This is a genomic window from Paraflavitalea pollutisoli, assembly GCF_029360705.1.
GTDB classification, from domain to species: Bacteria; Bacteroidota; Bacteroidia; order Chitinophagales; family Chitinophagaceae; genus Paraflavitalea; species Paraflavitalea pollutisoli.
The window spans coordinates 342,845-354,887 of record NZ_JARKMX010000002.1 but is presented as its reverse complement, the minus strand read 5'-3'; the positions used below and the strand labels follow the sequence as shown (position 1 = coordinate 354,887).

Genomic DNA, 12,043 nt, shown 5'->3' with positions numbered 1-12,043 from the left:
GTATGGCAACCAAGAAGAAAGCAGCTAAGCCAGCTAAAAAGTCGATTGCTCCCAAGAAGGCTGCAGTGGCGGCAAAAAAGCCCGCTGCCAAATCTGCTGGTAAAGTCAGTAAGCCCGCACCGAAAGCAGCTCCCAAGCCTGCTGTCAAGCCGGCGGCGCCCAAATCGGCCAAGCCAAATGGCACAAAGGCTGTTGCTGAAAAGAAGCCTGTTGCCAAGGTTGCTGCTGTGGCTGCCAAGCCGGTGGCGAAAGCGCCTGCAAAGCCCGAACCCAAACCATTGGTGAAAAAACCTGTCCCTGAACCCGTTAAAGTGGAAAAGAAACCCGAGCCGCCGAAGGAAGAAGTAAAAAAGCCGGAGCCTGTTGCGCCGCCACCACCGCCCAAAAAGCCAGTAGTGCCCGCTAAACCGGTCAAGGTGGTAATACCCGAGATCAAAACTAAAACGGTTCGTAAATACGAGCCGGAGTTCACGAAATCCGTATTGGATCAACCAGAAAACATTCAAACAGGACCAACCATGCGTTACAGCGATGCCGAATTACAGGAATTCAGAGAACTGATTCAAAAGAAACTGGACCAGGCTAAGAAGGAACTTTCTTATCTGCAGGGCTTGATCACCCGTAAAGATGAAATGGGAGGAGACGAAAACGAAAATCGTTACATGACCATGGAAGATGGTTCCATGAGCATGGAGCGTGAACAACTTGCCCAGATGGCCAGCCGCCAGATCAATTATATTGATCACCTGGAGAAGGCGATGATGCGTATTGAGAATAAAACGTATGGTATTTGTCGGGTGACCGGAAAGCTCATCGACAAGGCCCGGTTGAGGGCGGTGCCACATGCTACGTTAAGCATCGAGGCCAAGCAGATGATGAACAAGTAATAGTAATTTAACACTATTAGCCTATAAAACAGGTTGCAGCAATGCGACCTTTTTTCGTTTTTATACGACATGATGTAATGAGAAAGGGAGCGATAGCCGTGATTACCCGCTGGCTTATTTTGACCTTGACACCTTGCGATATCTGTTGAAAGGTTGTACTTTCTCCCAATGGTATCCATGAAACCACTTTCCTCAAACTTGTTGGGCCGTTATGCCGTAATGGTCGCCTGTGTCATTCTTTTCGTAAGCCTCACAAATTACCTGCATTGGCAGTTTTACATTTTACGCGGATTCGCGGCGGCTGTCAGCTTTCTTTTCCCCGATGAGATATTCAGGCGCCTTCGGATGCTCATCTTCCACAACCTTCCCGGTTCGATACGCGCATTGGGGCTCTTCCCGATATTTTCTGTACTGCTGTCGGTGTTGTTGATGGTGGGCGCGAAGCGATTGCGGCAGCAGCATAAGATATGGTTATTGACTGGCTGCTACTACGTTTTAATATTGTCAACCATATCCGCCATTCCCGACCTCGCTAATGCTTACCGGTATACATTGGAGCAATACACGCAATACCAGTCGCAATCCCTTACCAAAACGGGTATTTTGGGCCTGATCGATGCCTTTGCGTACACGGAAAAGCCGTTTTTGCCAGGGTATATCCTGAAAGGATTGATACTGATTGGTTATGCAGGCTGGAGTGCCTGGCAAATTATGCTGCTCAATAAGCTGCGAAAGAACCAGTAGCGCTCGGCGGTAGCACTCTAAAGAATACCAATACTTGAATGGGGGAGAATCGTTCAGTTTGGGATGCCTGCAAAATGCTACCTCCTACCTTCCAGCCAGCTGCGGAAATCGTTTACACGTTCCCGGCTAATGATCACGTCAGCGCCCGCATCCGGTAGAAGTTGTAAGATGAGCCGGCTATTATAATAGGTGAGTATCTTTTTGATCGCGTCGATGTGCACTATGAATTGCCGGTTGATGCGGAAAAAATGATGACGGTCCAGCAATTTCTCGATCTGGTCCAGTGAGTAGTCTAGTGGAAGCTTCTGCCCTTGCGTGGTGGTGGCATAGGTAACTCCCTTCACGAATTGTAACCAGGCAATATCCTTGGCCTTTACATAGATCAACTGGTTGTTGAGGCGCCCAATAAACCGGGTACTGTCGCGCTTCAGAAACTCTTCCGCAATAGAGGCGATGTCGATAGCAGGCCGGTCAACGGGTTTGAACTGCTGAAACTTGTCCAGCGCCTGTTGCAGCTCCTTCAGATCGATGGGCTTCATGAGGTAGTCGATGCTGTTGACCTTGAATGCCTGCAACGCGAAATTGTCGTAGGCAGTGGTAAAGATAATAGGGGTCTTCACATTCGTTTGCCGGAAGATCTCGAAACAATTGCCATCCGATAGTTGAATATCCATCAACATGAGGTCTACACCAGGCGACTGTTCCATCCAGCGAATCCCTTCGGCCACAGAATCGATCACGGCCACCACCTCCATAGGCTCACGGCACTTCTTCAGCAGTTGCATCAGCCGTTCCGAATTATGAACTTCGTCTTCAAAGATGGCTACTTTCATGTTGGTATATGATTGGGATCTTTACGGTAAAGGTTTCATGCGACTGTGTCACTTCGATGCTCTGTCCGCTCGATAATTCATACCGCTTCCGGATGTTTTCCAGTCCGATGCCGGAAGGCGATTCGGAGCGCAGCTTGAAGCGGATAGGGTTGGTGATCCATAAATAACCACCTTCGCTGATGATGGTAATATCAAGCGGCTCACTGGCAGAAAAACGGTTGTGTTTGATGGCGTTCTCGATCAGCATTTGTAAGGTGGCAGGTGGTATCATGCCTTTGGTGCGAGCCTGCTCGTTGATACGGGCATGGAAGCGAATCCCTTGCTGGTGGCGGATGCCGATCAGGAACAAATACGATTCCAGAAAGTCGAGCTCTGTCTGAATGGTCACCAGGTTCTCAAATTTCTTGTCCAGTATATAACGGTATATCTTGGCCAACTGCGTAATATAATCCGCCGACAGGTCGGCGCTTTTGTAGACCAGGTTGGTCAGCACACTTAGCGAGTTGAAGAAGAAATGAGGATCTATCTGGTTGCGAAGGGCGTCGTATTTGGCCTGGATATTCTCGCGCATCAACCGCTCCGTTTGAACCTGGTACTCCTTCCACCCCTTGTAATAAAAGATGATACCATTGAAGGCGAGGATCATCATGTAAAACAGAAAAGTACCCGCCAGCATATTGTAGCTGAGCCGCGCGAAGCTTTCCCAGGCCTCGTTGCGGTGAAAGAATATACGATCACTGATGCCGTATACGAACCCAAAGGCCAGTGCAGCAACAATGCCAAAGGCAATGAGCATACCGGTCAGGATCAGTATACGGCCTGTGGCCCGGATATGATTGATGCGCTTTTCGATCCAGCGGGTAAGCCGCACAGCACCTTCCCACACAAGCAGCCCTAGTAGAATATAATACAGGCTGAATACCTGCGAACGAAAATTGAAGTTACCGATGTCGTGTATGAAAGACAGGTCGAAGGATTTGAAGATGACACTGAATACATACAGGATGGCAATACGAAACAGGTACCGGAACAGCCGGCTGTTGAATAGTTGTTCCCTGCGTTGATAATCGGTGTTATTGCTCATGTACGCGATTGCTCAATAAATGTAGTGATTTGCCCGAAACCAGTTCAATGCCTTTGATAAGGCGATCTCCATGGGAGTATAATTTACCCGTAAATCGATCCCCGCTTTTTCTCCCGAATAGTAATTGCCCATGCACAACAGGTAGGCGGCCGACCAGGTGAGTTTACCCGGTTTACCAGTCAGGATACCTTTCAGGGAGCCCATCAATCCAGCAGTTTTCAACACCCAGGCCGGAATCCTGAACATGAATGGGCGTTGCTCGGCCAGGCGGTTGAGTAGCTGAAAGAATTCCTTGTACGTATGGTTGTGACCAGCCAGCAGGTAACAATTGCCGGGCTCACCCAAGTGAATGGCATTGATGATGCCCTGGCACACATCGTCCACATATACGAAGTTCTTGCCGCCGGGCGGATACAACAATAACCGCTTGCGGAGGCCATGCAGCAACAATTTGCCCGAACTGGGTTTGTAGTCGCGGGGGCCGATGATGAAAGTAGGGTTGATGATAATAGCCGGTAAGGCCCTTGCCTGTACCTGCTCCTGCACATATTGCTGAGCGAGGTACTTGGAATTGATATAGCCCGAGTCGGCTTGAAAGAGTGAAAAGCCATTGAGCTCTGTTCCGGGTTGATGTCTGGTGCCGGGGCCAATGGTATTCGCGGTGCTCACATGGATCAGTTTCTCTATCTGATGTTCCAGGCAGGCTGCCACGATATGCCGGGTACCTTTAAAATTGACCCGTTCGTAGTCTTCGAATCCAATACCCCATTGATCGGTGATGGAAGCTGCATGTACCACATATTGGCAGCCTGACACGGCTGCGCTTACCTGCTCTGCATGGTCGATCCGGCCATAGATAACCTGAGCTGGCATACCGGCGAGACCGCGAAGATCGGCGCCAGGTCTTACAAACAGGTGTACCTGGTAGCCCAAACGGTAAAGGTGCCAGGCCAGATTGGTGCCAAGGAGCCCATTGGCGCCGGTGATCAGTATTTTTTTCATGGCTATATGTTAGGCGGCCTGATATTGTATTTCTTTTTTTACGGCACGTGATACGATCCTGAGTTTCCAGTTGAGCGGCATCAGCTTCATCAGCAGATGGTTGATCCTGTTCATGGCTCCAGGTATGATGACGGGCGCACCCGATAATGTTTTCTTCAGCGCAACCCGCGCAATGGTAGCGGTGGGCAATAGCCCCATTTTCCCTTTTAGGCCCTGCCGAATAACGCGTAGCGCCGTGTTGGAGTTGGTAAGAATAGGGCCGGGATACACCACGCTGATGGTGAGTCCGGTACCCTGTAGTTCTTCGCGCAGTCCGTGCGAGAAAGAAGAAATAAAGGCTTTGGAGGCCGGATACACCGTCTTGTAAGCGATCGGGGTAAAGGCCGCCATACTGGAAATATTCATGATATAACTGCGCTCGTGTTTCAACAGGTGCGGGATCAGTTGATGGGTGATCATCACGGTACTGCGTATGTTGAGCTGCAGGATCTGGTCGATCTTTTCAGGTGATGTATCCTGTATAGCAGCGGTGCCGCCTGTTCCGGCATTGTTGATCAGGAAATTGATACGGTAGTGGCTGGTAATATGGGCCAGGTGTTGCTGTAACAGTACCGGGTCGGTAAGGTCAAACTCAAAAACCTGCACATCGATGCCAAATAGCTTCGTCAGATTGTGGGCAAGAATATCTGTAAGGCCGCCAGGCAGGGCTATGAGTATCAGGTGTTTGCCTTCACGGGCACAGTGGATGGCGAACTCCCGGCCGAGGCCGGCACTGGCGCCTGTGATCAATGTGTAAGTCAGGTGTCGCATAATAGTGTCCATTAAATGACTACAAAAATGCGCTGGCCTGGCCGGTAGGTCATGGATCGTTCCTTGAGTTGTAGGATTACAGGGCTGAGTTGTGGGGGAAGCACAATGAGCAGAATCACCCCGCCATAGAGCCGTAAGAGGGGAGGTAAATAAATAAAAAACGGAGGCACAAGGCCTCCGTTTTCAATGATATTGCAGGTAGTTTAAAATGCTCTGCGGCCACCCGCTCCTTCGGTATTCAGGAACTGCGCCGGCATGGGTTTGCCCAGCAGGTTTTTGTACCAGAATGCATAGGCTTCGTTGCGGTTGTGCAGTGCCTTTTTCGCGTTGTTGCCACCGATGCCATGCCTTTCGCCGGGATACACCATGAATTCGAAGTTTTTGCCATTGTTCTGCATCACATCGATCAGCGTAAGGCTGTTTTGCATATGCACGTTGTCATCGGAAGTGCCATGTACAATGCGCAGCAATCCTTTATACTGGGGAACATAGGTCATGGCTGCTGTATTCTTATATCCTTCCGGATTTTCCTGGGGACTATCCATGAAACGCTCAGTATAATGCGAGTCATAGAAATGCCAATCGGTAACGGAAGCATTGGCTACCCCGTAGTTGAATACACTGGCGCCATACGTAAGGGCCATACAGGTCATATAGCCGCCAAAGCTGCCGCCGGTCATAGCAATCTTGTTCGAATCAACCCAGGATTGCTGACGTAGCCATTTACCACAGCTCATATAGTCCTCGATCTCCCATTTGCCGAGTTGGCGATGGATATAGTTAAGACCTTTCTTGCCGAAGTGTCCGCTGCTGCGGTTGTCGAATGCCACCTGGATAAGGCCTTCCTGCGCCCACCACTGGGTGGCGCCGCCAACGGGCTTCCAACGGTCATATACAGTGCCGGCATTGGGACCACCATAGATGCTCACCAATACAGGGTATTTCTTATTGGGATCAAAGTTGGTAGGGTAAGTAATGGTAACAGGCAGATCGAATACGCCGTCACCGGATTTCACCCGCACCAGCTCCGTTTTGGGGATCTCGTAAGCATCAAAATCGGCACCCTTGCTATCGCCCAGTGTACGGATCACCTTGCCTTTTGCATCTACCAAAGCCATGGTGCTGGGGGTAGATACATTGGAGTAAGTCGTGATAAAGTATTTACCGGTAGGCGACAGGTTAACCTGGTCGTGCGAGAAATCGCCGAAGCTGAGGCGTGTCAGGTTCTTGCCATCTAGCCCCACTTTATAAAAATCGAAACGGGCAGAGTTTTCCTTGCGTGCGCGGTAATAAACAGTCTTTGTCTTTTCGTCTACCCGCACAATAGATGTACCCCAATTGGTACCGGTAGTGATCTGGTTGAGTTGTTTGCCCGCCTTGTCGTGGTAGTACAGGTTTTCCCAACCATCCTTATCGCTTTTCAGGATAAAGCCTTTGCCAGCGGAAAGGAATTCGAAGCGGCTGTATTCGTCCAGGTCGATCCAGGTCTTTTGTTCTTCTTTGTAAATTTCACTTTTGCTACCATTGGCCAGGTCGATGTTGTAAACGATCAGTTTGTCCTGGCCACGGTTCATCCATTGTGCCCAGAATTGCCCATCGGGTGTCCATAAGGGAGGACCAAAATACTGGTCGTCCTGCGCATTGAAATCAGCCCATACGGTATTCCCAGTTTCGACGGTAGCTATACCAATCTTTACTTCCGGATTCTTTTCGCCGGATTTGGGGTAATGGGTGTTTTCGAGGTAGCCATCCTGGCCATCCAGTACATAGATGGGGAATACAGGAACCTTGCTATCGTCAAAGCGCATATAGCTTAGGTGTTTGCTATCAGGACTCCACCAGAAAGCTTTGTAGCGGCTGGCACGGCCCAGGATCTCTTCAAAATATACCCAGGAAGCATAACCGTTGAGGATGGATTCGGAACCGTCTTTGGAAAATTGTGTTACCTTTTTGCTGGCCAGTTCCATCACGTACAGGTTATTGTCCTTACGGGTGTAAGCGACAAACTTCCCGTCGGGGGATGCCGTGATATTACGGGCGTCGGCAATGCCGATCGAAGGAGTAGGTTGCTGACGTGCTTCGTTGGGAACGGCACCCGTATAAGGGGTGGTTTTACCTGATTTAACGTCTACCGAAACAAAGGCAGGATTGCCATCGGCACCTTTCTGCATCTCGATATAGTGTTCATCGTCGATCCAGCCACGGATAGAAGGCAATGGCTTGGACGTGTTGGGGGCAGCATTCTTAAACAGCTGGTCATAGGTAAATGAATTCTTTTGTGCTGTCGCTGAGTAAGTTCCAGCCAGTAACAGGAGACCGGCAGAACCGAATAGCAATATTTTTCTCATGTAATGAAAATGTTGAAGCGGTGAATGTACGAAAATGACCCAATTGAAGAGGTCTAACGCTATTTTTTTGATAAGTGGCGGAGTCTATTTCACCTCCTGCATTTCGACCAGTTTGCGGTACAAGCCTTGCTGCTCAAGTAGCTGGTCATGCGTACCTCGTTGTACGATCTTGCCTTTTTGTAATACGATGATCTCATCCGCGTGGCGAATGGTGCTGAGGCGGTGGGCGATCACGATGCTGGTACGGTTGGCCATCATTTTGTTGATAGCATCCTGCACCAGGCGTTCGCTTTCGGTATCGAGCGAAGAAGTGGCTTCGTCGAGAATGAGGATCGGTGGGTTCTTGAGTACGGCGCGGGCAATGGTCACACGTTGGCGCTCGCCGCCGCTGAGTTTGCTGCCCCGGTCGCCGATATTAGTCTGATAGTTTTCTTCTTTCTGCATGATGAAGTCGTGGGCATTAGCGATGCGTGCTGCCTGTTCAATTTCATCGATGGAGGCTACCGGATTGCCAAGGGAGATATTGTTGGCGATTGTATCGTTGAAGAGGATGGGCTCTTGCGTTACGATGCCCATCTGATCGCGTAAAGACAGCAGGGAGTATTCCTTGATGTTGATGCCATCGATGAGCAGCTCTCCACCGCTAACGTCATGGAAGCGGGGTACCAAATCGGCCAGTGTTGACTTACCTGCACCGGAGGAGCCAACGAGTGCTACCGTTTTTCCTTTCGATATGGTAAGGTTGATGTCATCCAGGATGGTAACGTCGTCGTATTTGAAAGTGACATTGCGAAACTCGATCTTATCATTGAAGCCGGTAAGTGTTTTCGGGTTGGCGACTTCGTCCACAACTATGGGGGCCGACAGTACTTCTTCAATCCGCTGAATAGCCGCACTACCACGTTGCGCATTGTAGAAGGCGGTAGAGAGCGATTTGGCCGGGTTGATGATCTGCGTGAACAGCAGGATATAAGTGATAAATCCACTTGCGTTGAGTCCAAGGCTTTGTTCATTGCCATCCAGTACCATGCTACCGCCAAACCACAAAATAGAACACAATGCCACAACTCCTAAAAATTCAGACATGGGTGATGCCAGATCGCGGCGGAAGTTCATCTTGTTTCGGATATGATTGAGCTCATGGTTGTTGTTGATGAACTTGTTTTGCAGGATTTTCTCGGCATTGAAGGCTTTGATCACACGCAGGCCGGTAAGGGTTTCATCCAGAATGGACATCAGTACACCCAATTTCTCTTGCGATTGTCCGGATTGCTTTTTAAGCGAACGGCTTAGGCGGCCAATGACGAAGCCCATAATGGGCAACAATACAAATACAAATAAGGTTAATAGCGGGCTAAGAAAGACGAGACAGAAAAGGATGATCAGTATGGTGAGCGGCTCACGGATAAGACCTTCCAACGTACTCATCACACTCCATTCTACTTCATTGGCGTCGTTGCTCATACGGCTGATGATGTCGCCTTTGCGCTGCTCTGTGAAATAGCCAATAGGCAGCTCCAGTATCTTTACGTACAGGTCACTACGCAGCCGGGTCATTACGTAATTGCGCATGGGAGCAAGTACGCGGAATGACAGGTAGGTAAATAAATTCTTAAAAAAGATAGATACCAATACAAGAATACAGATAAAAACCAGGGCGTATACCTTATTGTGTTCTTCAATGAGCGATTGCAAAATATACTGAACATGCTGTAAAACGCTGGTGGCTGAAAACTCAACACCTTCCGGGCGGGCAATTCTTTCGGGGTTTTTGTCAAACAGCAATTTCAGAAAGGGGCTGAGCATACCCAGCGAAACGATCGAGAAAACAATCGAGAGCAGATTGAATACGAAATAAAGGCCAATTTGTCCCTTTCTATCCTTCAGGTACTTTAAAATCGTCGAAAAACGCTTCATGTATGTTAAAATGGTTCAAATATTAGGCATCCATTCCTGCATCCCACCAGTCTTCCCGACCGTATATTAGGGCAAATCGTAGCCTGAAATGGTGATAAACAGCGCAAAGTAACTAATTTTACCACGATTAAATCGTTAATGATATGCAAGAAGGGAAGCGTCAAAAGCAAGTGGCCGGCCTGTTAAACGAAGAATTGAACGGGATATTTCAGCGGCTGGGCCTCACCATGGTCAACGGCGGTATGGTATCGATCGTGTCCGTAAAAATGACGCCCGATCTGCTGGAGTGCCGTATTTACCTGAGCCTCTTCCAGGTAGGCGACGCCAAGGCAGCCCTGGCGAAGATCGAGGAGCGGGCCTGGGAGATCAAGAAAGAACTGACCACCAAAGTAGGCAAGCAACTTCGTCGTATGCCCGAACTCAGGTTTTACATAGATGATACCCTCGATCATGTGTTCAAAATGGAAGACGTGTTCAAAAAGATCAACGAGGAGAAAAAGGGTGAAGAAGGTGCCGGATAAACCTGGAACCGCCTGATCTACCCCCAACCATTATTCCTCCTAAATGCTATCTCCGACATGAATTTCCTGTTTGCCTGGCGCTACTTTAAAGCAAAGAAGTCTACCAATGCGATCAATATCATCTCCTGGATCAGTATGGTGGCGATTATGTGTATCACGTTTGCCTTTATCGTCGTGCTGAGTGTATTCAATGGGTTCGAAGGACTCGTAAAATCACTGTACTCCTCCTTCTATCCGAATATTCTGATCTCCCCCCAGCAGGGTAGCAAATCGATCACGCTCACTCCTGAGCAATTGAAACAGATTGGTGGCATCAAGGATGTTGTCGGATATGCCCGGGTGATCGAAGAAAAGACCCTGCTGCTCAACGACGATATTCAGTATCCCGTGGTGCTGAAGGGCGTCGATGAGGGGTATGCAAAAGTGACTGGCGTATCGGAAAACATGGTCCGCGGCGAATACAATATCGGCACGGGCGACCGGCCATTCATTGTGCTGGGGAATGGCGTAGAGGGAGGTTTGGGAGTCGCATCTGACAGAAACCTGTACCCGTTGCTGGCCTATATTTTCAGAGGCGGAGAGTCGACCAGTGCTACCGATCTCTACCAGTCGGTAGCGGCAGAGAATATTAATACAGCTGGTGCATTTCTCATCCAGGCAGATATCGACAATAAGTACGCGATCACCAACATCGACTTCATGCGGCGTATGCTGTCGCTACAGCCCAATCAATATAGCCAGGTAGAAGTGGCACTCACCGACGAAGACAAGGCCGATGCTGCCGCCAAACAGATCCGGCAATTGCTCGGTAAAGACTATGTCGTAGCGACGCGGTACGAACAAAATAAAAGCCTGTATAGCGTAATGACCCTCGAGAAATGGGCGATCTATGGCATCCTGACCCTCATGCTCATCGTAGCAGCTTTTACCATGATCGGCGGACTGACGATGCTGGTATTGGAAAAGCAAAAGGATATCCAGGTACTGAAAGCCATGGGCGCCAACCGGGGGCTCATTCAAAAGATATTTCTCAGTGAAGGACTCCTACTGGCCGGACTGGGAGCGGTTACGGGCATATTGTTGGCCGTTGGCTTTTGCTGGGCCCAGGTGCAGTTTCACCTGATACCCCTGGAAGGAGGCACCTTCCTGATCAACTATTATCCGGTTCAACTGGTGCCTGGTGATTTCCTGTTGACCATCTGTACCGTCATGCTGATCGCTTTCCTGGCCTCCTGGTTCCCTTCGCGTAAAGCAGCCTTCCAGCCGATCGAACTGAAGAGCTAACCGGGAATGGTCCATCCGACATCGATAAATCTTCAACTATGCAGCCTGTCGAAATTCGCTTTGCCACCCTCGATGACCTGGAAGCCATCCGGGCTTTGTACCACGCCGTAACCCTAAAGGGGAGTGGCATTGCCCGCAAAACGGCTGAGGTAACTGATAGCTACGTGCGATCTTTCATCAAGAAAAGCACGGATCATGGTATCCTCCTGGTAGCCCAGGAGTCCGTAAATGGGTTGCTCGTGGCGGAGATACATGCAGCTCGTATGGAGCCAGCCGTATTCGGCCATGTGTTGACTGAACTGACGGTGGTCGTACATCCCGCTTTTCAGCAAGAAGGCATTGGTCGCCATCTTTTTCAGGCCTTTTTGCAGGAAGTAGAGACCCGACATCCCGGTATTTTGCGGGTTGAGCTGGTGGCCAAGGAAAGCAACGATCGCGCCATTCGCTTTTACGAGCAGCTGGGATTTATCCGGGAAGGGAGATTGGAGCGTAGGATAGCGAGCGATAGCGGCGGCTTCGAGGCAGATATACCCATGGCATGGTTTAACCCCGGATTTCGGGAGTAAGGATCCGCTGGAATCAAAAAAATTGGCTATGGTGTCTCAAAAAGTTG

The 12,043-nt window shown here is 49.6% G+C and carries 11 protein-coding genes; 5 read left to right on the top strand and 6 right to left on the bottom strand.

Going from position 1 to position 12,043, the window contains the following annotated elements; all coding sequences use genetic code 11:
• Window positions 1-2: 2 nt before the first annotated feature.
• Together P2W70_RS06155 and P2W70_RS06150 are read left to right on the top strand one after the other, a co-directional pair.
• Entirely contained in the window at window positions 3-887 is an 885-nt protein-coding gene (locus P2W70_RS06155; RefSeq protein ID WP_276480561.1) for a TraR/DksA family transcriptional regulator, read from the top strand.
• A 177-nt stretch (window positions 888-1,064) separates the two neighbouring features.
• A complete protein-coding gene (locus tag P2W70_RS06150; RefSeq protein ID WP_276480560.1) occupies window positions 1,065-1,631 on the top strand; it encodes a hypothetical protein in 567 nt (188 codons plus the stop codon).
• A 77-nt stretch (window positions 1,632-1,708) separates the two neighbouring features.
• Here P2W70_RS06150 and P2W70_RS06145 read toward each other — a convergent pair whose 3' ends face one another.
• From P2W70_RS06145 to P2W70_RS06120, 6 genes are all read right to left on the bottom strand, one after another.
• Complete coding sequence (locus tag P2W70_RS06145; protein WP_276480559.1) at window positions 1,709-2,464, bottom strand: LytR/AlgR family response regulator transcription factor; 756 nt, start codon at window positions 2,462-2,464, stop codon at window positions 1,709-1,711.
• Complete coding sequence (locus P2W70_RS06140) at window positions 2,445-3,548, bottom strand: sensor histidine kinase (protein WP_276480558.1); 1,104 nt, start codon at window positions 3,546-3,548, stop codon at window positions 2,445-2,447. Before P2W70_RS06140 ends, P2W70_RS06145 begins: the two co-directional genes overlap by 20 nt.
• Before the next feature lie 12 nt (window positions 3,549-3,560).
• Window positions 3,561-4,550, bottom strand: coding sequence for an NAD-dependent epimerase/dehydratase family protein (locus tag P2W70_RS06135; RefSeq protein ID WP_276480557.1), 990 nt, complete (start codon window positions 4,548-4,550; stop codon window positions 3,561-3,563).
• Window positions 4,551-4,559: 9 nt separating this feature from the next.
• Window positions 4,560-5,360 (bottom strand): SDR family NAD(P)-dependent oxidoreductase, encoded by an 801-nt coding sequence (locus P2W70_RS06130; protein ID WP_276480556.1) that lies wholly within the window; start codon window positions 5,358-5,360, stop codon window positions 4,560-4,562.
• Window positions 5,361-5,563: 203 nt separating this feature from the next.
• Entirely contained in the window at window positions 5,564-7,708 is a 2,145-nt protein-coding gene (locus P2W70_RS06125; protein WP_276480555.1) for a S9 family peptidase, read from the bottom strand.
• 84 nt (window positions 7,709-7,792) lie between these two features.
• The gene (locus P2W70_RS06120) at window positions 7,793-9,625 is read right to left on the bottom strand and encodes an ABC transporter ATP-binding protein (RefSeq protein WP_276480554.1); all 1,833 of its coding nucleotides are present in this window, start codon (window positions 9,623-9,625) and stop codon (window positions 7,793-7,795) included.
• Window positions 9,626-9,768: 143 nt separating this feature from the next.
• Between P2W70_RS06120 and P2W70_RS06115 the strand changes: the two genes are divergently transcribed.
• Genes P2W70_RS06115 through P2W70_RS06105 form a run of 3 tightly spaced genes read left to right on the top strand, consistent with a single transcriptional unit; the run spans window position 9,769 to window position 11,996 of the window.
• The gene (locus P2W70_RS06115; protein WP_276480553.1) at window positions 9,769-10,146 is read left to right on the top strand and encodes a ribosome-binding factor A; all 378 of its coding nucleotides are present in this window, start codon (window positions 9,769-9,771) and stop codon (window positions 10,144-10,146) included.
• 57 nt (window positions 10,147-10,203) lie between these two features.
• Window positions 10,204-11,430 carry an FtsX-like permease family protein gene (locus tag P2W70_RS06110; RefSeq protein ID WP_276480552.1) on the top strand — a complete coding sequence of 409 codons (1,227 nt, stop codon included), beginning with the start codon at window positions 10,204-10,206 and terminating at the stop codon, window positions 11,428-11,430.
• 38 nt (window positions 11,431-11,468) lie between these two features.
• On the top strand, window positions 11,469-11,996 hold the full coding sequence (locus tag P2W70_RS06105; protein WP_276480551.1) for a GNAT family N-acetyltransferase: 528 nt from the start codon (window positions 11,469-11,471) through the stop codon (window positions 11,994-11,996).
• Window positions 11,997-12,043 lie beyond the last annotated feature (47 nt).

Coding starts and splice junctions, on each gene's coding strand:
- P2W70_RS06155 (WP_276480561.1), top strand. CDS start 3: ATGGCAACCAAGAAGAAAGCAGCTAAGCCAGCTAAAAAGTCGATTGCT.
- P2W70_RS06150 (WP_276480560.1), top strand. CDS start 1,065: ATGAAACCACTTTCCTCAAACTTGTTGGGCCGTTATGCCGTAATGGTC.
- P2W70_RS06145 (WP_276480559.1), bottom strand. CDS start 2,464: ATGAAAGTAGCCATCTTTGAAGACGAAGTTCATAATTCGGAACGGCTG.
- P2W70_RS06140 (WP_276480558.1), bottom strand. CDS start 3,548: ATGAGCAATAACACCGATTATCAACGCAGGGAACAACTATTCAACAGC.
- P2W70_RS06135 (WP_276480557.1), bottom strand. CDS start 4,550: ATGAAAAAAATACTGATCACCGGCGCCAATGGGCTCCTTGGCACCAAT.
- P2W70_RS06130 (WP_276480556.1), bottom strand. CDS start 5,360: ATGCGACACCTGACTTACACATTGATCACAGGCGCCAGTGCCGGCCTC.
- P2W70_RS06125 (WP_276480555.1), bottom strand. CDS start 7,708: ATGAGAAAAATATTGCTATTCGGTTCTGCCGGTCTCCTGTTACTGGCT.
- P2W70_RS06120 (WP_276480554.1), bottom strand. CDS start 9,625: ATGAAGCGTTTTTCGACGATTTTAAAGTACCTGAAGGATAGAAAGGGA.
- P2W70_RS06115 (WP_276480553.1), top strand. CDS start 9,769: ATGCAAGAAGGGAAGCGTCAAAAGCAAGTGGCCGGCCTGTTAAACGAA.
- P2W70_RS06110 (WP_276480552.1), top strand. CDS start 10,204: ATGAATTTCCTGTTTGCCTGGCGCTACTTTAAAGCAAAGAAGTCTACC.
- P2W70_RS06105 (WP_276480551.1), top strand. CDS start 11,469: ATGCAGCCTGTCGAAATTCGCTTTGCCACCCTCGATGACCTGGAAGCC.